Source organism: Flexivirga lutea (assembly GCF_054778955.1).
The window spans coordinates 1,252,332-1,270,112 of sequence record NZ_BAAGZB010000002.1 but is presented as its reverse complement, the minus strand read 5'-3'; the positions used below and the strand labels follow the sequence as shown (position 1 = coordinate 1,270,112).

The window sequence follows — 17,781 nt, the reverse complement described above, 5'->3', positions numbered from 1 at the left end:
TCTCAGGCTACCGGGGGTCGGCGAGCAACTCCCGGACGGCCCGCGCCGAGGATGCGCGCAGCGCCTGCTCCGCCATCCGGCGCGCGTCCGCGGCATTCGTATGGCGGACCGCCTGCTTGACACGCGGGATCATCGGGCCGACCACGCTCAGCTCGCGTATGCCGAGTCCGATCAACAGCGGGACGGCGTCGACCTGGCTCGCGAGATCGCCGCAGACACCGACGTCCACCCCCTCGGGCACCTCGTCGACGACCCGTCCGATCAGTTGCAGGACAGCGGGATCCAGGCTGTCGGCGACGTCGCTGACGCCGGCATTGCCGCGGTCGGCGGCGAGCGTGTATTGGGTCAGGTCGTTGGTGCCGATGCTCACAAAGTCGAGTCCCTGGGCGAGTTCGCGGACGCGTATGGCGGCTGCCGGCACCTCGATCATGATGCCGATCTGGAGCTCGGGTGTGCCGACCATCGCGCGTGCCGCAGCGAGCCGGCCGAGCGCCCAGTCGACCTCCTCCCGCGTGGTGACCATCGGGAACATCACTCGAAGCGGTGTCTGTTCCGCCGCACCACACACCGCCAGCAGCTGATCGTCGAAGAGCTGGGAATGCTGACGCATCAACCGGATCCCCCGCACACCGAGCATGGGGTTGGCCTCCTGCGGGCCCGGCAGGAACGCCAAGGGCTTGTCGCCGCCGACGTCCCAGGTGCGGATCGTCACCGGCTCCGCCCCGAGCGTCCGGCCGATGACGGTGAAAACCGCCGCCTGGTCGGTCGCCGCCGGCGGGTTCAGCGCGGTGCCGAAGAGGATCTCGGTGCGCACCAGGCCGGATCCCTCGGCGCCGAGCGCGGCGGCTGTGTCGGCCTCGGTCTGACTCGTCAGATTGGCACCCACGCGGACTCGCACGCCGTCGGTGGTGACCGCGGGCTCGGTCGCCCGCCGGGTGGCTTCAGCAGCGTCGCTGCGCCGCCGGTCGAGGAGGTCGGTGAGTCGGTCGATCTGCTCCTGGTCCGGGTCGACGACGAGCAACCTTGCAGCCACGTCGAATCCGACGGTCTGGCCGTCCTCGATCCGTGCTGCTTCGGCACCACCGTCGGTGTAGACCGGTATGCCGCGGGACCGGGCAACGATGACTCCGTGCCCGGTGCTGCCGCCGCGGACGGTGACAATGCCGGCCACGCCTGCCGCATCCAGGCTCGTAGCCGTGGCAGGATCCAGTTCGTCCGTGATGAGCACCGCGCCGTCCGGAACGGCCTGGCGCTCCAAGGATTCCGGCCCGTGCGCCAGCGCTTGGAGCACCTGCCGTTCGATGGCTCGTACGTCCTGGGCGCGGGCCTGTTGGTAGGCGTCGGTGAGCCCTTCGAAGTCCGCTGCGAGCTCTTGGAGCACGGCCTGCCACGACTCGGGCGCCGATCTCCCGCGCTCGATGCGGTCGGCGACATCGGTGAGTATCGCGTCGTCCTCGAGCAGCACGAGGTGCGCGTCGAGGATGTCCGCGGCGGCGGCATCGCTCCCCTGTTGCTGGCGGCGGATGTGGTCCACCACCGCGGCCACCGCCCGGTCGGACCGATCCTGCTCCTCGCGCTCCGAACCCGCCTGGTAGTCCTGCAGATCCACTGCACCTCGCAAGACGTGCGCCGGGCCGAGCGCGGCATCCAGCCCGGACCCTTCGGCGGCGGGCGGCGCCGCGTCCGGGGCGCTGCCCGTGCTGCCGCTGGCCGTGGTGTCGTCCTCGAAGTCGCGATCCGCGAGGTCACGCACGGCCGCCAGGACTTCGCTCGCCTGTGGGCCGGCGGCGCTCACCCGAAGTCGGGCGCCCTGGCCGGCGTTCAGCGTGGCCACCTTGCTCAGGCTGGTCGCCGGCACCGGCCCGGCACCGGTGTCCAGATCGGTCAGTGTCACTTGTGCGTCATACGAGCGGACGAGCGCGACCAGCTTCGCCGCCGGTCGCGCGTGCAGCCCGTGCGGGTCGGTGATGACGATGTCGACGACCGCTGGTCGAGTAGCAGCCGAGGAACGAGGTTGCGTATTGAGACCAAGGGGCGCTCGGTGGTCTCGATACGCTCCTTCGTCGCTACTCGACCGACGTGGTTTACCGGTGTCCAGATGCGCCCGCTTCGCATCGAGCCCCTCCTCAGCCTCACCGGCGACCTCGTCCAGCCCCGCGCCGGAGGCCGCCGACACAATGGCCGGGACGATCCCCTCCACCAGCGGCGCGGCGGAGATCCGCACGCGCTCGGCCCGTTCGGGATCGATGAGTTCACATGCCATTTCGGCGCTGAGCACCGAACTGCCGATGTCGACCAGCACCAGCACGGCGGCGTCCTCGGCGCCTGCCTCCTCGATGGCCGCCGCGACCGCGGTGGCATCGGTGCCGAACGTGTCCTCGTCGAGTCCGGCGGCCACCGCTATCGGCGGGGCGTCCGACCCACCGGCCATCTCCCTGGCCAGCGCAGCGACCGCTTCGCCGAGGGCGCGGCTGTGCGAGACGATGACGATGCCGACCATGGGTCTGCTGCTCAAGCCAGCGTGTCCACGGCGGCGTCGAGCAACAGCACGGTGGAGGTGGCACCGGGGTCCTGATGGCCCGCGCTGCGCTCCCCCAAATAGCTCGCCCGACCCTTGCGCGCGGCCAGGTCGGTCGCCGTGTCACGACCCTGCGCCGCCGCCTCTGCCGCAGCCCGCAGCGCCGCGCCGACGCCGTCGGACTGTGCGGCGTCATACGCCTCGAGCGCCGGCATCCAGGCGTCGATCATCGTCTTGTCGCCCACCTCGGCCTTGCCGCGCTGGACGATCCCCTCGACGCCGGCGTGCAGCGCGGCACCGAGCGCCGCCGCATCGATCTCGTCCTCGGCGAGTTTGCCGGCGAGCCGGAGGAAGAACGTGCCGTAGAGCGGCCCGCTCGCCCCACCCACGGAGCTGACGAGGGTCATCCCGACCTTCTTGAAAACGTCTGTCGCAGAGCCGAATTCACCCGCGTCGAGAGCCTTGACGACTGCTGCCATGCCACGGTCCATGTTGCTGCCGTGATCGGCGTCGCCGATCGCCGAGTCGAGCTCGGTCAGATAATTGGCGTTGTCATGTATGGCGCTGGCGTAGCGCCGCATCCACTCGATGAACTGCTCGGTCCGCACCACGTCTCTCATGCTCACATCCCCCACCGCAGGCCGGGGGTGTTGACCGGTGCATCCCATAGTCCGACGAGTTCGTCATCTGCCTTGACGAGAGTCACCGAGCAGCCGGCCATCTCCAGTGAGGTGATGTAGTTGCCGACCAGGCACCGTGCGACGGTGATGCCCGCCCGCTCGAGCAGGCGGTGCACTTCGCCATACATCAGGTAGAGCTCGATCAGCGGGGTGCCACCCATCCCGTTGACCATCGCGATCACCGAATCCCCTGTGCCATACGGCAGATCGGCGAGGATCGGGTCGACCAGCTGCTGGGCCGCCTCGGCTGCCGACGCCATGGGGACCCGCTTGCGGCCGGGCTCACCGTGGATGCCGATGCCCAGCTCCATCTCGTCCTCGCCCAGCTCGAAGGTGGGCTTGCCCGCGGACGGCACCGTGCAGGAGGTGAGCGCGAGCCCCATGCTGCGGCCGGCCGAGTTGACGCGGTCGGCGAGTTCGGCCACCTCGTCGAGGGAGCGGCCGCTCTCGGCCGCGGCGCCCACGAGCTTCTCCAGCAGCACGGTCGTGCCGACGCCGCGCCGGCCGGCGGTGTAGAGGCTGTCCTGGACGGCGACGTCGTCGTCGACGACCACCGACCGCACTCGGGCCCCGCTCTCGGCGGCCAGCTCGGCCGCCATCTCGAAGTTCATCACGTCGCCGGTGTAGTTCTTCACGATGTGCAGCACACCGGCGCCGCCGTCGACGCCGGAGGTCGCCGCGAGCATCTGGTCCGGCACCGGCGAGGTGAAGACCTCACCGCAGCAGGCGGCGTCCAGCATCCCGAGGCCGACATACCCGCCGTGCATCGGCTCGTGGCCCGAGCCACCACCGGAGACCAGACCGACCTTGCCGGGACGCGGCGCGTCCTTGCGGAAGACGACCTTGTGCTCGTGGTCGATGCGCAGCCGGTCGCCGTGTGCGGCTTCCATGCCGAGCAGTGCTTGGGACACGACGTCCGCCGGATCGTTGATGAGCTTCTTCATCTGCTCATCCGACCACTCTTCCGGTCAGCCGACAAGGAGTTCGGGCCGCAATAGCCGGGTCAGGGGGCGAGAGCGTGCTCCGTGGCCGGTTTGACGAGCTTCTTGACGGTCCGGCCGTCATGGAAGTCACCGATGGCGCGCATCTGCCAGCTCTGTGGCCCGGTGCGGCGCATCGCCGCCATCAGCACACCGGTCGCCGGTTGTGAGTCGGACAGGTCGAAGCGGACCAGCTCCTGGCCGGTCGCATCGTCGACCAGCCGGCAGAAGGCGCGGCGGATGTCGGTGAACTTCTGACCGCTGAACGAATTGATGGTGAAGACGAGGGTGTTCACCTGCGGTGGGATGGCGAGCAGGTCGACCTTGATCTGCTCGTCGTCGCCCTCACCGGCGCCGGTGAGGTTGTCACCGGTGTGCTGGATGGCGCCGCCGAACTCCCGCTTGTGCATGAACCAGACGATCTCCAGCTTCTTCCCGGAGCCGTCGTAGGCGATGACCGATGCGTCCAGGTCGATCTTGCCGCGTCCCGGTGCCGGGTCCCAGCCCAAGCCCATGGTGACCTTCGCCAGCGGCGGAGCGCCGGTCTTGGTGAGGTCGACCCTGGCCTTCTTGGTCAGGTCGACGCGCCCCTTGTCGAGGTTGACGACCCCCGGGGTGCCCGGCCGCTGCCCACCCGGCGGTGCCGGCGGCTGCGTGGGCGGGGGCGGCTGCGTGGGCGGGGGCGGCTGGTGCGGCGGGGCCGGTTGGGTCGGCGGGGGTGGTGACATCGGCAGGCCGGTCGTCGGCATCGGCGCCGGCGGGACACCCTGCGGCGCGATGCCCGGCATCCCGACCGGTGGCGGACCCGGCGGCGGCGCGGCGGGCATCGGCGCCGGGGGCAGCGGCACGGCAGGGTCGGCAGCCGGTGGCGGCTGGTCCACCGCGATGCCGAAATCGGTTGCCAGTCCGGCCAGTCCGGAGCTGTAGCCCTGTCCGATGGCGCGCAGCTTCCACTGTCCCCCACGCCGGTAGAGCTCGCCGCTGACGAAGGCGGTCTCGTTCTCGGCGCTCATCGCGAAGGTTGCCAACTCCTCGCCGGAGGCGGCGTCGGACGCGACCAGCCGCAGGTCGGGCACCTGGCCGAAGGCGCCTCCGTCGGCCGACGCGGCCAGCACCACCCTGGCGGTGTCCGGTGGCAGCTGGGTCAGGTCGACCTCGAGCGCGTCGGCGCCGGGCTGCTTGCCGAGATGGCGTACCGCGCCACTCGGATGCCCCGGCTGGTTGTAGAAGACGAAGTCGTCGTCCGAGCCGACCTTGCCGCTCTCCCCCAGCAACAGCGCCGAGGCATCGACGTCGGGCACACCTGGCCCGGGACTCCAGTGCAGGGTGATCCGGACCCGGCCGGCGTCGAGTGGTGTGTTCGAGCCCTTGGTCAACTCGCTCATACAGTTCATCCTCACATGCGTGGCCGGCCTGCCGACGGCGTTCGGTGAAGCGACGTCAGGACTTGTGGCGGCGTTCCGCGATGCGCAGGGCGAGTTGGAAGCGGGTGCTGACGTCGTGCTCGCTCATCAGCGCGGCGATGCGCCGGCGCACCGTGCGCAGCGAGATGCCCATCGCGCGAGCGATCGCCTCGTCGGTGAGGCCTTGCTGCATCCAGTCGATCAGCGCGCTGCCGGACGAGTCGTCGGCGTGTCCGGTGGGTGCGGCGGCCGCCCACAACCGGTCGAAGAGCTCGATGAAGGCGGCGACGACCATCGGGTCGCGCAGCAGGACGTAGTCGCCGCCACCCCGGCCCCACTCGGTCGTCCCGATCGCGGCTTCGTCGCCGAAGACCACGAACTCCGACGGCAGCGCACCGGCGACCCGCTGCTGCTCACCGAGCGCCGCCCAGCCGGCGACCGCGGCCGCGTGCTCGTGGAGCGCCTCGGGCAGATACAGCGTCCGCTGCTCGCGTCCGGAACCCAGCTGTTGCCGGACGGTCGGGTAGTCGTCCAGCGCACGCGGCGCACCCGCGGAGGCCTGGCGTATGACGCCGACGGTCGAGGCGACCAGGTGCTCGTGCACCGAGGTCAACACTGCCTGGTCGACCCGCTCGCGCAACGGCTGGTCGGAGGTCGAGAGCTCTTGCCCCGCACGGTGATCGGTGACGAAGCTGTCGATCGCGTCGCGCACCCGGGCAAGGTCCTGGCGACGGGTGGCGAGCCGTGCTTCCTCCGCACTGACCACCCGCTCCAGGGCGGCCCGCGGATGGTCGGCGACGACTTCGCCGAGATCGGTCAGCCGCACCAGCCGCCGGGCGCGCAGTTGCTCGATGGCGTGCTCGGCCTCGTAGTCGGTCCACCCCAGTTGCGCGACGTGTGCTGCCAGGGTCAGGCCGGGTGAGCGCAGCACGTGCCGGTAGAGCTCTTCGCCCTGCGCTCCGACGCCGAGCACGCCCAGCCGACCGTCCATCGGGTCGGTCCCCTACAGGCCCAGTTCGCGTGCGGCGGTCGCCGACGAGTCGCGCAGGAAGTCGGCGCACCGGCGCTGCTCGTCGGTCTCGCCGATCTCACCGGCTGCTTTCGCCAGGGCCGCGAGCGCCCGCAGGAACCCGCGGTTGGGCTCGTGCTCCCACGGCACCGGCCCCTGCCCGCGCCAGCCGGAGCGGCGCAGCGCGTCGAGGCCGCGGTGATAGCCGGTGCGCGCGAAGGCGTAGCTCTCGATCACGTCACCGTCGGCCATCGCGTCCTCGGCGAGGCTCGCCCAGACGAGCGACGAGCTCGGGTAGGACCGTGCGACGTCACGCGGGTCCACGCCCTGGTCCAAGGGTGAACTCGCCGGATCGACAGGCAGTTTCGTCTCGGGTATGCCGAGGAGGTTCTCGCTCATTTCGAGTGCTTCCCTGCCGAGCCGAGGTTCTCGCATGCCTCGACGACACGTGCCGACATACCGGCCTCGCCCGCCTTGCCCCAGGCACGCGGGTCGTACTGCTTCTTGTTGCCGACCTCGCCGTCGATCTTCAGCACGCCCTCGTAGTTGCCGAGCATCCAGCCGGCAATGGGGCGGGTGAAGGCGTACTGGGTGTCGGTGTCGACGTTCATCTTCACCACGCCGTAGGAGACGGCTTCCTCGATCTCCTGGGGATCCGACCCGGAGCCACCGTGGAAGACCAGGTGGAAGGGCTTGTCGTCGGCGGTCTTGAACTCCTCGTGCACGGCCGCCTGTGCCTTCTTGAGCACCTCCGGGCGCAGCTTGACGTTGCCCGGCTTGTAGACACCGTGCACGTTGCCGAAGGTCAACGCGGTCATGTAGTAACCGTGGTCCCCGGTGCCGAGCGCCTTCGCGGTCTCGATGGCGTCCTCCGGGGTGGAGTAGAGCTTGTCGTCGATCTTGCCCTCGACGCCGTCCTCCTCGCCGCCGACGACACCGACCTCGATCTCCAGGATGATCTTGGCGTCGCGGCACTTGGCGAGCAGTTCCTCTGCGATCTGGAGGTTTTCGTGCAGTTCGACCGCGGACCCGTCCCACATGTGCGACTGGAAGTAGGGCGGCCCACCCTGCTTGACCCGCTCGGTGGACGCCGCCAACAACGGGCGGACGAAGCCGTCCAGCTTGTCCTTGGGGCAGTGGTCGGTGTGCAGTGCGATGTTGACGTCATACGCCTTGGCCACCTCGTGCGCGAACGCGGAGAACGCGAGCGCACCGGTCACCATGTTCTTGACGCCCTGGCCGGAGAAGTACTCCGCCCCGCCGGTGGACACCTGGATGATGCCGTCGCTGCCCGCGTCGGCGAAGCCCTTGATCGCGGCGTTCAGGGTCTGACTGCTGGAGACGTTGATGGCCGGGTAGGCGAAGCCGCCCTTCTTGGCCCGATCGAGCATCTCGGCATACTTCTCAGGGGTCGCGATCGGCATGGAAGCCCTCCTGCAGGCGTCGGCGAACGTTCTTCGGCCCCATCCAACCATCCGCGGCCCCCGCGGTGGACCGCCCGCCGGTCAACCACCGGCAGCGCTCACCCGGCGGGCGAGCAGCTGTTCGCGCTCGCGCGCGTTGGCGCAGCGCTCGATCGCCAGGTCGTATGCCGCCACCGCCTCGGTATGCCGCCCTGCCCGCACCAGCAGCTCGGCGCGGACCGCGGGCAGCCGGTGCGAATGCGCCAGCGCCTCGTCGAGTCCGTCGAGCAGCACGAGCGCGGTCGGCAGGTCGCCCGCCTCGGCCACGGCGACGGCCCGGTTCAGGCGGACCACCGGCGACCCGGTCAACTGCTCCAGCTGCCGGTAGTAGCCGGTGATCGTCGGCCAGTCGGTGTCCGTGGCCCGGCCGGCTCGCGCGTGCTCCGCGGCGATGAGCGCCTGCAGCACGTACTCCGCCGCGAGCGCACTCGACAGGGCGACTCCGCCCGGCACGCTCGTCGAGTGCCTGGGGGAGCGCAGCGGAGGAGGGTGTATCGAAACCGAGTGCCCGCCGGTCAATTCCCTCAGCAACGCCAAACCCTGCTGGATCTCGTCCCGGTGCCAGGTGCTCCGGTCCTGCTCCGGCAACAAGACCAGCGACCCATCCGCCGCAACTCGGGCATCCCGTCGCGCGTGCTGCAGCAACATCAGCGCGAGCAATGCCTGCAACGCGGGACTGGTCGCCGCCGCCCGCCCGGTGGCTCGCACCAGCCGGACCAGCCGGATCGCCTCCCCCGCGAGCTCGGCTCGGACGACGTCGCCGCCACTGCCCGGGGCGTAACCGGCCGTGAACGCCAGATAAGCAACGCGGGCAACGGTTTCCAGTCGCTGGGGCAGCACTTCGTCCTCGGGTATGGCGAGCGGGACCCCCGCGGCCACCACCTTCTTGCGCGCCCTGGTCAGCCGGGCCGCCATCGTCGGCTCCGGCACCAGGAAGAGCCGGGCGATGTCCGCGGTGGGGATGCCCAGCACCAGCCGCAGCGTCAGCGCGGCACCGGCTTCCTCGTTGAGCGACGGATGCGCCGCAAGCAGCACCAACCGCAGCAGGTCATCAGACTCCTCGCACCGGTTTCCTTCCTCCACCGCAAGCAGCGGCTGCTTCCGTGCGGCGACCGCCTCGGCCCGCAACCGATCCAGGATCCGCCGCTTCGCCGCCGTCATCAGCCACGCCGGCGGGCTGTCCGGCATACCGGCCTGCGGCCAGACTCGGGCAGCCCGTTCGAAGGCGTCGGCCAGCGCATCCTCGGCCAGGTCCAGCCGACGGGTCTGCGCCACGAGCAGGGCCAGCAGCCGGCCCCACTCGTCGCGCCATACGACCTCGAGCGGTTCGATCAATCCGTGAGTCCCTCGATCGGGACGCACGGCCGGATCTCGAGCGAGTAGATCTCCGGCAGCACCGCACACCACGACACGACCCGATCGAGATCGGCCGCCTCGACAAGGTAGAAGCCGCTGATCTGCTCGGCCGTCTCGGCGAAGGGTCCGTCGGTGAGTTCGACGGTCCCGCTCCGGCGGCGCACCGTCGTCGCCGTGCTGGCGCCGTCGAGCGCCTCACCGGCCAGGATCGCCCCGCCGACCTCCTGGGCGAACCGGACGTGGTCCTGGTGCCAGCGCTCGCGATCCGCCGGTGCGGCGTTGTTCCACGCGTCGGCCGCGCCGGCGAGGAAGATCAGGTATTTACTCATCGCTGCCCTCCAGTTCGCGCAATTCGATCAGGTCGCCGGTGCTGGCCAGTTGCCGACAGCACGCCTCGACGCCCTCGCGGTCGTCGCTCTCGATGAGGTAGAAGCCGACGATCTGCTCGGCCGACTCGGTGAACGGTCCGTCCGTGACGGTCGTGCCGCCGTTGCCGTCCGGCCGCATCGACACCGCCTGCGCGGAGGGATGCAGCGGCGACGCGGTGACGATGCGGTGTCCGCCCTCGGTCAGGTCGCGGTGGAACCTCTCGTGTGCGCGCATGCCCTTCTCGTGCTCCTCCGGCGGCAGCTGTGCCCATTCGGCCTCGGGTGCCGGCAGCAGGACCAGGAATCGCTTGGCCATGGTGACCCTTTCGATCTGCGTTGTGTACATCCTCTGACAGCACGATGACGGGTGGGCCGACCTGGAATCGACAACTCTCGACGAAATTCTTTGCGGACTGTCGATTCGCGAGCGCCATACGCGTCACCGTGGTGTCAGTACCCGCACTCCGGAAGGCTTCCCATGGGCAAGCTCGTGCTCTACTCCATCTGTTCGCTCGACGGCGCGGTCGACGATCCGAACCGCCTCTTCCCGCCGAGCACCCCCGAACCCGCGCCCCCGGAGTTCGAGGACGCCATGGAGGAGCCGTTCCGCCGGCTGATCGGCAGCCAGACCGCCGTGCTGCTCGGCCGCGGGATGTATGACGAATGGGCGCGTTTCTGGCCGACGTCCGACGACTTGTTCGCGGAGTTCATCAACAACGTGCCGAAGTATGTCGTCACCTCGAGCCCGCTGGACGGTGGTTGGACCAACGCAGAGGCGGTGTCCGGACCGCTGGCCGACATCGTCGCGTCGGTGAAGGCGAACAGCACCGGGAACGTGGGAGTGCACGGCAGCATCGCGCTCGCGCAGTCGTTGCTGGCCGAAGGCCTGGTTGACGAACTGCAGCTGACCGTCGCGCCGGTCCTCGATCCGGTGGGCCGGCGACTCACCGAACGGATCACCGACCTGACCCCGATGACGCTGACCGATGCCCTCATCCTGCCGAGCGGCGCGATGTGGCTGACCTATCGGGTGGGCCGCTGACCCTTCAGCTGCCGAAGCCGTGCACGTGCCGCAGCACCCACACGTGCATGGCGATGGCTGCAGCGGCACCGGCGTTGATCGATCGGGTGGAGCCGAACTGCTCGATGTGCAGCACGTCGACACATGCCTGCTGCATCGCGGGAGTCAGCCCGGGACCTTCCTGCCCGAAGACGAGCACACACCGCTCCGGCAGCCCATAGGTCTCGATCGGCTTGCTGCCGGGGATGTTGTCGATCCCGATCAGCGGCAGGTCCTGCGACGCGGCCCACGACGCCAGCGCGGCGACGTCCGGATGATGATGCTCGTGCTGGTAGCGGTCGGTCACCATGGCGCCGCGCCGGTTCCACCTGCGCTTTCCGACGATGTGAAAGGCCTTGGCGCCCATGGCATTCGCGGTCCGGATCACCGAACCGACGTTGAAGTCGTGCCCCCAGTTCTCGACCGCGACGTGGAAACCGTGCCGGCGGGTGTCCAGGTCGGCGACGATCGCCTCGTGCGTCCAGTAGCGGTATCGGTCCTCGACGTTGCGCCGGTCGCCATCGGCCAGCAGTTCCGGATCGAAGCGCGGGTCCGGGGTGCCGTCGGGAAGCGTCGGCCACTGCCCGTCATACGGCCCGACACCGACTGCTTGCTCGTTCACGAGAAGTCAGCCAACCGCATCCCCCGCCAGCGCCGCCGTCCGGGTCGCCAGCCGCCGGTATGCCGCCACCAGCTCGTCGTTGTCCAGCACCTCGAAGTCGTGTGGCAGCCGCAGCAACCACCAGGCCATCATGTCGAGGTCCTGCGCGCCGACCCGCAGGTCGCAGTGCCCGTCGTCGACCGCCGTCAGCGCACCCCACCGGGCGACATACTCCTCGACCTCCTCGTGCGCACACGCCAGCCGCACGGTCGCCTCGTGCTCCCACCCCGAGCGGACCGACCGCCGGATGTACTCCTCCGCGTCGGGCGCCTCCCGGGGCGTGAACCCGAAGGTCGAGGCCCGCACGCCGGTCATCCGGTCGAGCCGGAAGGACCGCCAGTCGTCCCGGTCCAGGTCGAACGCCATGAGATACCAGCGGCGGCCGGTGGCCACCAGACGGTACGGCTCCGCCCTGCGATAGGACGCGGCGCCGTCGCGCGCGATGTAGTCGAAGCGGACCTGGTGGTGCTCGCGCACGGCGCGGGCGAGGGTGAGCAGCGCATCGGCGTCGACGGTGGTCGCCTGGTACTCCACCGTCACCGTCGCTTCCTGGACCGCCGTCACGTGCGCGCGTATGGCGGCCGGCATCACCTGGTCCAGCTTGGCCATCGTGCGCAGCGCGGCCTCGCCGACGCCGGCGACGGTCCCTCCCGCGGCCAGCCGCAGGCACACTGCGACCGCGACGGCCTCCTCCTGGTCGAGCAGCAGCGGCGGCAGCGCACGTCCGGCACCCAGCTGGTAACCGCCGCCGGTGCCGCGGCTGGACTGCACGGGGTAGCCCAACTCGCGCAACCGGTCGATGTCCCGCCGCACCGACCGGGTCGTGACACCGAGCCGATCCGCAAGGTCCTCGCCGGTCCACACCGCCTGCGCCTGCAGCAGCCCGAGCAGCTGCAGCAGGCGTGCCGTCGTCGTCGCCATGAGCCCATCATCGACGACGCAGCGGACAGAAGTTGTCCTGTTGGCGCCGCGCCATCGACGGGCCACGGGGCCGCCTCGCTCTAAGCGTCCCCTCAGCGGCGCTCACGTACGCTTGCGCTCGTGATGCACTCCCTCGGCCCGAGCTTCATGGACCCGACCTATCTGCTCGACCAGTTCGGGGGCGCGTTCTTCGTCATCGCCCTGCTGATCGTCTTCATCGAGTGCGGAGTGCTCTTCCCGATCCTGCCGGGCGACTCGCTGCTGTTCGCGATCGGCCTGTTCAGCTCGAGCGCGAAGTACAACTTCCACGTGCCGCTCTACGTCTCGGTGCCGTTGTTGATGCTGGTGGCGTTCGCCGGCAACGTCGTCGGCTACGAGATCGGCCGCGTCGTCGGCAAGCCGATCTACGAGCGTGACGGCCGGCTCCTGAAGAAGGAGTACTTCGCGAAGACCAACGACTTCTTCGACAAGCACGGCAACAAGGCGCTGGTGATCGGCCGGTTCGTGCCGATCGTGCGCACCTTCATCACCTTGGTCGCCGGCGCGAGCCGGATGAACCGCAACCGCTTCTTCACCTGGAGCGCCGTCGGTGCCGTGCTGTGGGTCGGCATCGTCGTGGCCGCCGGCGTCGTCCTCGGCAAGGCCTTCCCCGGCCTCGGCGACAAGATCGACGTCGCGATCATGGTGGTCGTGATCATCTCGGTGATCCCGATGGTCTACGAATACCTCAAGCACCGCCGCGAGAAGGCAACGGCCGCGACCGCGGGCGACTGACCTGCACAACTTCGACGACCGGCACGACGCAGGCACCGCCCCGGCCGGTGCCCGCCGGCGGGACATCTACTGGCTGAACCTCCCCCGGGACTGACCGCCCTGGCAAGCGCCTGGTCATCGCTCGGTAAGAACCTGGGAATTCTTCGGTAAGTAGCTGCAACCTACCGGTGAGTCACTCTGACGATGAGCAGGCGACCGCGCACATCCCGTCGCGGTCGGTCAGAGGGAGAAACACACTGTGAAACTCACGCGCGTCTGCGCCTTCGCCACCCTGTCCGTCCTGACCGTCTCGCTCTCCGGAGCCATCAGCCCGAGCGCCTCCGCGGCACCCGCAGGCACTCACCGCGTTGCCGGCCTGCAGTCGCAAAGCGTTGACAGCAAGGCGATCTACCAGCGCATCCTGCAGAAGCTGCCGGCCGACTGGCAGGCGCGACGCGATGCTGCGCGCGCCCGGCTCGGGATCGAGGAGTCGCCGGTCACCGCGATCCTGAAGACCAAGGTCAGCAAGACGGTGGCCGCTGCGGGCGGTCGTTCGGCGCGGGCGATCGACCCCTCGCAGTACGAGTGCGGGCCGACCAAGCTCGACGCGTATGTCGACCAGCTGCTCGCGCCGGTGGACGTCCTCAACCTCTTCTTCATCCAGTTGCTCGGCGGGCTCGACATCCCGACGTACGACGCGATCCTCAACGGCACACCGAAGGGTGCCGGCTTCCAGCTGTTGCCGGCATACAAGGACAGCCTGACCTCGACGTTCGGCATCGCCCAGCGGTTCTGGGACGTGCGCCTGAACAACGTGCAGCTGATGGCGATGCACGGCGGCATGCTGACCGACGTCAACCGGGTGACCTCCGTCGTGCAGTTCATGTATGGCGTGGGCCCCGCCGACGCGGCGGACATCGCCCAGGACATCATCACGATGGTGCAGAGCGACCCGGCGCTGAGCAACGGCGACAACGCGATCTTCACCCTCAACGCGTTCGCGTTCTCCGGCGAGGGCGACCCGGACCCGGTGATCCGCAAGCTCAAGGACAAGATGGTCTTCGGCGACGGCATCCTCGCGGCACTCAAGGCCATCGGGCTCAACAAGGTCGGCCCGAAGGCCGTGCTCGGGCACGAGATGTCCCACCACGTGCAGTACGAGGACAACCTCTTCGACAGCCCGCTCACCGGGGCGGAGGCGACCCGTCGGACCGAGCTGATGGCCGATGCGTTCGGCACCTACTTCGCCACGCACAAGAAGGGGCTGGGCATGAAGCCGGTCCAGGTGCTGCAGGTCGAGGAGTCGTTCTATGACGTCGGCGACTGCTCGTTCGACTCCCCCGGCCACCACGGCACCCCGAACCAGCGTCGCGCTGCCTCCTCGTGGGGCGCCGCGACCGTGGCCTTCTCGAACAAGCCGAACAATGTGATGCCCAGCCTCAAGCTGGCCGCGAAGTTCGACAAGGTGCTGCCCGAGTTGGTGAAGCCGGACGCGCCGACGTCGATCAGCGCCTACCGCAACCTCGTCGCCCAGCCGTAAGAGCGCAGCGTCAGGCGACCGACGCCGGCCGGCGGGCAGCAGCCCGTTCGGCCGGCGTTGCCAGGCACGCCAGGAACCGGTCGCGCACCAGGCCCGCGATGCGCGGGTCCGCACCGAGCGGTTCGGTCACCGGCGGCCCGATCCGGCTCAGCATGCTGTGGAAGAAGCCGTGACCGAGCAGGTATGACGCCAGCCAGACACCGTCCGCGGCGTCGCCCGCTCGACCACCAGCCGCATCGTGGACGGCACCATCCACGGCCTCGCGCACGGAAGGCGTTGCGGCGGCTGCGAACCCGGCGACGACCCGACCGGTCCGTCGGGCCTGCAGGTCGGCGGCGACCTCCCGGACCGCGTCCGCCGCCTCCGGCCGCGACGACCCGGCCGCCGCCAGCACGACTGGCGCCGACCGGGTGGCCCCCGCCGCGTCGAGCCGGTCGCCGAGGATCTGCGCGAGGACCGGGTGCGGTCCCAGCGGAGGGGCGGCGGTCACCAGCGGCGACACCGCCGCGGCTCGGGCCACATCGACCTCGATGTGGTAGCCCGTGGACAGCAATGTCGGGACGATGACGGTTCGATCGCCTTGGCGGACCAGCGCATCCACCACGTCCGGCAGCCGCGGCGCCTGTACGTCGACATACGCGTCGAGAACACGGACGCCGGGCAGCAACCGGGCGACCTGGGAGCGGAGCGCGATCACGGTCTGCCGGCCGCGCGGGTCGGCCGTGCCGTGCGCGACGAGGACGAGCGCCGTCACAGCGGAACCGCCTCCAGGGCCCGGGTGACGTCCCCGATCACGATGGCTGCCGGGTTGCCGATGCCTTGTGCCGTAACGCGATCCGCTACGTCGTCCAGTGAGCCGCTGACGTGCCGCTGGTCGGCGGTCCACGCCGACTGGATCACCGTGACGGGCGTCTGCGGAGACTTGCCGGCCCGGATGAGTTCGACAGCGAGCTCGCGCAGCCGCGCCATACCCATCAAGACCACGATCGTATGGCGCCACTGCGCCAGCAGGCTGGTGTCGATGTCGTCATGACCGGAGATGACCAGCACGCCGTGCGCGATGCCGCGGTGCGTGACCGGCACGTCGGCGGCCGCGGGCGCCGACAGGGCGGAGGTCACCCCGGGCACCACCTCGACCGGCACCCCGGCCGCCCGGCAGGCCAGCACCTCCTCGCCGCCGCGACCGAGCAGGAACGGGTCGCCGCCCTTGAGCCGGACGACGTGTTGGCCGCGCCGGGCCCGCTCGATGAGCAACCGGTTGATCTCGTGCTGCGGCACCGGGTGGTGGTGCGGCGTCTTGCCGACATCGATCACCTCGGTGCCCGGCGGCAGGTCACCCAACAGGCCGCGCGGGGCAAGCCGGTCCGCGATCACGACGTCGGCCTGTTGCAGCGCACGCAGTCCGCGCACGGTGATCAGGTCCTCGGCGCCGGGACCGCCACCGACGAGCACCACCCGTCCGACGCCTTCGGGCTGCTGCAGGATTTCGGACACGCGACACCTTCGGAACGATTCACCCACCCAACATTCGTGCGTGGGTGCCTCAGTGTCGCATAACGAAATATGCAGCTATGGATAATGTCGAGTGATGAGACAGTCCTGGCGACCTGGGAGCCGCCGGATTGGACCGTGGCCACCGCGGAGTATTCGGGCCAGCGCCGGGGTTCAGGCCAGTCCCAGATCCTCCAGACCGTAGGCGGTCAGGTAGGTGATCCCCTCGGACTCGATGCGCTCGCGCGCACCGGTCGACCGGTCGGCGATCACCGCGACGGCGACGACCTCCGCGCCGGCTTCCCGGGCGGCCGCCACCGCTTCGAGCGCCGAGGCGCCGGTGGTGGAGGTGTCCTCGACCACGACGACGCGACGCCCCTTGATCGAGGGTCCCTCGATGCGCTGCTGCAGCCCGTGCGCCTTGCCGGCCTTGCGGACCACGAACGCGTCCAGCGTGCGCCCCTCGGCGGCCGCCGCGTGCAGCATCGCCGTCGCCACCGGGTCGGCACCCATGGTGAGACCGCCGACGGCGTCATACGACAGGTCGGCGGCGAGTTCGAGCATCACCGCGCCGACCAGTGGAGCGGCGGCGCCGCTGAGAGTGATCCGGCGCAGGTCGACGTAGTAGTCGGCCTCCTTGCCCGAGGACAAGGTCACCTTGCCCCGGACGATCGCGTCGGTCTTGATGCGCTCCAACAACTCCTGCTTGGCCACTGCCGGCTCCTCGCTCATTCCTGGTTTCGTTCGCCCTGCGGTGGGCACTGCGGTTGTCACTGGGGGCGGTGTTTACGGCTGAGTCTGCCCATGCGCACGACCGGCCGGGGCAGCACCCGCAACGCGGTCGCGGCAACTTTGTACTGCGCGCCCGGGATCGAGACCACCTTGCCGCGGTCGACGTCGTCGAGACACTCCTTGACCAGCGAATCGGCCTGCAGCCACATGAAGTCCGGTATGCCGTGCCCCTTGATGCCGGCCCTGGCGTGGAACTCGGTTCGGGTGAATCCGGGGCAGAGCGCGGTCACCGTCACCCCGGTGCCGCGCAACTCGCTGGACAGGCCCTCGGAGAAGACCGTCACGTAGGACTTGGCCGCCGAGTAGGTGCCCGATGCCATGAATCCCGCGACGGAGGAGACGTTGATGATCGCGCCGCGGCGGCGGGCCCGCATCGCGAGGGCGGCGGCGTGGGAGAGCACGGTGACCGCGCGGACGAGCACGGTCAGCATCTCCTCCTCGGCACGGATCTCGTTGCGCAGGAACGGCTTCTTCAGGCCGAAGCCGGCATTGTTGACCAGCAGATCGACCGGCCGTTCGGCGTCGGCAAGCCGATCGGCAACCACTTGGATGTCGAGTCGGTCGCTCAGGTCTGCCGCGAGGACCTCGGCCGCGATGGAGTAGCGCTCCTCCAGTTGCTCCTTGAGCTCCTGCAACCGGGACTCGGTGCGCGCGACCAGGACGAGGTCGTGACCGCGCTGGGCGAGCTGGGTCGCGAAGGTCTTGCCGATGCCGGCGCTCGCGCCGGTGACGAGTGCGGTGGCCATGGGCGCCCACTGTAGCGAGAACCTGCGGGGTCCGGCCGAA

The 17,781-nt window shown here is 69.7% G+C and carries 19 protein-coding genes; 3 read left to right on the top strand and 16 right to left on the bottom strand.

The features are described from left to right. Nucleotides 1-7: 7 nt before the first annotated feature. The 10 genes from ptsP to ACYVBN_RS12445 all read right to left on the bottom strand — a co-directional run bounded on the left by ptsP (nt 8) and on the right by ACYVBN_RS12445 (nt 10,093). Nucleotides 8-2,515, bottom strand: a complete 2,508-nt coding sequence (gene ptsP, locus ACYVBN_RS12490; RefSeq protein ID WP_460600789.1) for a phosphoenolpyruvate--protein phosphotransferase — start codon at nt 2,513-2,515, stop codon at nt 8-10. Continuing rightward, entirely contained in the window at nt 2,512-3,138 is a 627-nt protein-coding gene (gene dhaL, locus ACYVBN_RS12485) for a dihydroxyacetone kinase family protein (RefSeq protein ID WP_460600788.1), read from the bottom strand. Before dhaL ends, ptsP begins: the two co-directional genes overlap by 4 nt. A gap of 2 nt (nt 3,139-3,140) precedes the next feature. Beyond that, nucleotides 3,141-4,142: a dihydroxyacetone kinase subunit DhaK gene (gene dhaK / locus ACYVBN_RS12480; protein WP_460600787.1), complete on the bottom strand. Its 1,002-nt coding sequence runs from the start codon at nt 4,140-4,142 to the stop codon at nt 3,141-3,143. Nucleotides 4,143-4,201: 59 nt separating this feature from the next. Further along, complete coding sequence (locus ACYVBN_RS12475) at nt 4,202-5,563, bottom strand: TerD family protein (RefSeq protein WP_460600786.1); 1,362 nt, start codon at nt 5,561-5,563, stop codon at nt 4,202-4,204. 55 nt (nt 5,564-5,618) lie between these two features. After that, complete coding sequence (locus tag ACYVBN_RS12470) at nt 5,619-6,572, bottom strand: hypothetical protein (RefSeq protein ID WP_460600785.1); 954 nt, start codon at nt 6,570-6,572, stop codon at nt 5,619-5,621. A gap of 12 nt (nt 6,573-6,584) precedes the next feature. Beyond that, complete coding sequence (locus ACYVBN_RS12465) at nt 6,585-6,989, bottom strand: DUF3151 domain-containing protein (RefSeq protein WP_440284099.1); 405 nt, start codon at nt 6,987-6,989, stop codon at nt 6,585-6,587. Continuing rightward, nucleotides 6,986-8,014 (bottom strand): class II fructose-bisphosphate aldolase, encoded by a 1,029-nt coding sequence (gene fbaA, locus ACYVBN_RS12460; protein ID WP_460600784.1) that lies wholly within the window; start codon nt 8,012-8,014, stop codon nt 6,986-6,988. Before fbaA ends, ACYVBN_RS12465 begins: the two co-directional genes overlap by 4 nt. An 81-nt stretch (nt 8,015-8,095) precedes the next feature. Further along, nucleotides 8,096-9,388 (bottom strand): RNA polymerase sigma factor, encoded by a 1,293-nt coding sequence (locus ACYVBN_RS12455; RefSeq protein WP_460600783.1) that lies wholly within the window; start codon nt 9,386-9,388, stop codon nt 8,096-8,098. Further along, the gene (locus tag ACYVBN_RS12450; protein WP_440284102.1) at nt 9,385-9,738 is read right to left on the bottom strand and encodes a YciI family protein; all 354 of its coding nucleotides are present in this window, start codon (nt 9,736-9,738) and stop codon (nt 9,385-9,387) included. Before ACYVBN_RS12450 ends, ACYVBN_RS12455 begins: the two co-directional genes overlap by 4 nt. Beyond that, nucleotides 9,731-10,093 (bottom strand): YciI family protein, encoded by a 363-nt coding sequence (locus tag ACYVBN_RS12445; RefSeq protein ID WP_460600782.1) that lies wholly within the window; start codon nt 10,091-10,093, stop codon nt 9,731-9,733. Before ACYVBN_RS12445 ends, ACYVBN_RS12450 begins: the two co-directional genes overlap by 8 nt. 162 nt (nt 10,094-10,255) lie before the next feature. Here ACYVBN_RS12445 and ACYVBN_RS12440 point away from each other — a divergent pair, with 162 nt between their 5' ends. Beyond that, on the top strand, nt 10,256-10,819 hold the full coding sequence (locus tag ACYVBN_RS12440) for a dihydrofolate reductase family protein (protein WP_460600781.1): 564 nt from the start codon (nt 10,256-10,258) through the stop codon (nt 10,817-10,819). A 4-nt stretch (nt 10,820-10,823) separates the two neighbouring features. On the opposite strand, the gene ACYVBN_RS12435 is transcribed toward ACYVBN_RS12440, so the two are convergent. Next, entirely contained in the window at nt 10,824-11,459 is a 636-nt protein-coding gene (locus ACYVBN_RS12435) for an RNA methyltransferase (RefSeq protein WP_460600780.1), read from the bottom strand. A gap of 6 nt (nt 11,460-11,465) precedes the next feature. Further along, nucleotides 11,466-12,419, bottom strand: coding sequence for a helix-turn-helix transcriptional regulator (locus ACYVBN_RS12430; RefSeq protein ID WP_460600779.1), 954 nt, complete (start codon nt 12,417-12,419; stop codon nt 11,466-11,468). A 123-nt stretch (nt 12,420-12,542) separates the two neighbouring features. Here ACYVBN_RS12430 and ACYVBN_RS12425 point away from each other — a divergent pair, with 123 nt between their 5' ends. Together ACYVBN_RS12425 and ACYVBN_RS12420 are read left to right on the top strand one after the other, a co-directional pair. Then, entirely contained in the window at nt 12,543-13,193 is a 651-nt protein-coding gene (locus ACYVBN_RS12425) for a DedA family protein (RefSeq protein WP_460600853.1), read from the top strand. A gap of 238 nt (nt 13,194-13,431) precedes the next feature. Beyond that, on the top strand, nt 13,432-14,712 hold the full coding sequence (locus ACYVBN_RS12420; RefSeq protein WP_460600778.1) for a hypothetical protein: 1,281 nt from the start codon (nt 13,432-13,434) through the stop codon (nt 14,710-14,712). A gap of 10 nt (nt 14,713-14,722) precedes the next feature. On the opposite strand, the gene ACYVBN_RS12415 is transcribed toward ACYVBN_RS12420, so the two are convergent. The 4 genes from ACYVBN_RS12415 to ACYVBN_RS12400 all read right to left on the bottom strand — a co-directional run bounded on the left by ACYVBN_RS12415 (nt 14,723) and on the right by ACYVBN_RS12400 (nt 17,741). Next, nucleotides 14,723-15,466 (bottom strand): sirohydrochlorin chelatase, encoded by a 744-nt coding sequence (locus ACYVBN_RS12415; protein WP_460600777.1) that lies wholly within the window; start codon nt 15,464-15,466, stop codon nt 14,723-14,725. Further along, complete coding sequence (gene cobA, locus ACYVBN_RS12410) at nt 15,463-16,206, bottom strand: uroporphyrinogen-III C-methyltransferase (RefSeq protein ID WP_460600776.1); 744 nt, start codon at nt 16,204-16,206, stop codon at nt 15,463-15,465. The genes ACYVBN_RS12415 and cobA overlap by 4 nt, the downstream gene beginning before the upstream one ends. Before the next feature lie 171 nt (nt 16,207-16,377). Continuing rightward, a complete protein-coding gene (pyrE, locus tag ACYVBN_RS12405) occupies nt 16,378-16,935 on the bottom strand; it encodes an orotate phosphoribosyltransferase (protein WP_460600775.1) in 558 nt (185 codons plus the stop codon). Nucleotides 16,936-16,973: 38 nt separating this feature from the next. Beyond that, nucleotides 16,974-17,741 (bottom strand): SDR family NAD(P)-dependent oxidoreductase, encoded by a 768-nt coding sequence (locus ACYVBN_RS12400; protein WP_460600774.1) that lies wholly within the window; start codon nt 17,739-17,741, stop codon nt 16,974-16,976. Between the last annotated feature and the right edge of the window lie 40 nt (nt 17,742-17,781).

What these genes read in the sequence shown, in the direction of transcription:
- ACYVBN_RS12470 (WP_460600785.1), bottom strand. Translation starts at nt 6,572, where the DNA reads ATGGACGGTCGGCTGGGCGTGCTCGGCGTCGGAGCGCAGGGCGAAGAG.
- ACYVBN_RS12445 (WP_460600782.1), bottom strand. Translation starts at nt 10,093, where the DNA reads ATGGCCAAGCGATTCCTGGTCCTGCTGCCGGCACCCGAGGCCGAATGG.
- ACYVBN_RS12450 (WP_440284102.1), bottom strand. Translation starts at nt 9,738, where the DNA reads ATGAGTAAATACCTGATCTTCCTCGCCGGCGCGGCCGACGCGTGGAAC.
- ACYVBN_RS12465 (WP_440284099.1), bottom strand. Translation starts at nt 6,989, where the DNA reads ATGAGCGAGAACCTCCTCGGCATACCCGAGACGAAACTGCCTGTCGAT.
- pyrE (WP_460600775.1), bottom strand. Translation starts at nt 16,935, where the DNA reads ATGAGCGAGGAGCCGGCAGTGGCCAAGCAGGAGTTGTTGGAGCGCATC.
- ACYVBN_RS12475 (WP_460600786.1), bottom strand. Translation starts at nt 5,563, where the DNA reads ATGAGCGAGTTGACCAAGGGCTCGAACACACCACTCGACGCCGGCCGG.
- ACYVBN_RS12440 (WP_460600781.1), top strand. Translation starts at nt 10,256, where the DNA reads ATGGGCAAGCTCGTGCTCTACTCCATCTGTTCGCTCGACGGCGCGGTC.
- dhaL (WP_460600788.1), bottom strand. Translation starts at nt 3,138, where the DNA reads ATGAGAGACGTGGTGCGGACCGAGCAGTTCATCGAGTGGATGCGGCGC.
- ACYVBN_RS12430 (WP_460600779.1), bottom strand. Translation starts at nt 12,419, where the DNA reads ATGGCGACGACGACGGCACGCCTGCTGCAGCTGCTCGGGCTGCTGCAG.
- fbaA (WP_460600784.1), bottom strand. Translation starts at nt 8,014, where the DNA reads ATGCCGATCGCGACCCCTGAGAAGTATGCCGAGATGCTCGATCGGGCC.
- dhaK (WP_460600787.1), bottom strand. Translation starts at nt 4,142, where the DNA reads ATGAAGAAGCTCATCAACGATCCGGCGGACGTCGTGTCCCAAGCACTG.
- ACYVBN_RS12425 (WP_460600853.1), top strand. Translation starts at nt 12,543, where the DNA reads ATGCACTCCCTCGGCCCGAGCTTCATGGACCCGACCTATCTGCTCGAC.
- ACYVBN_RS12400 (WP_460600774.1), bottom strand. Translation starts at nt 17,741, where the DNA reads ATGGCCACCGCACTCGTCACCGGCGCGAGCGCCGGCATCGGCAAGACC.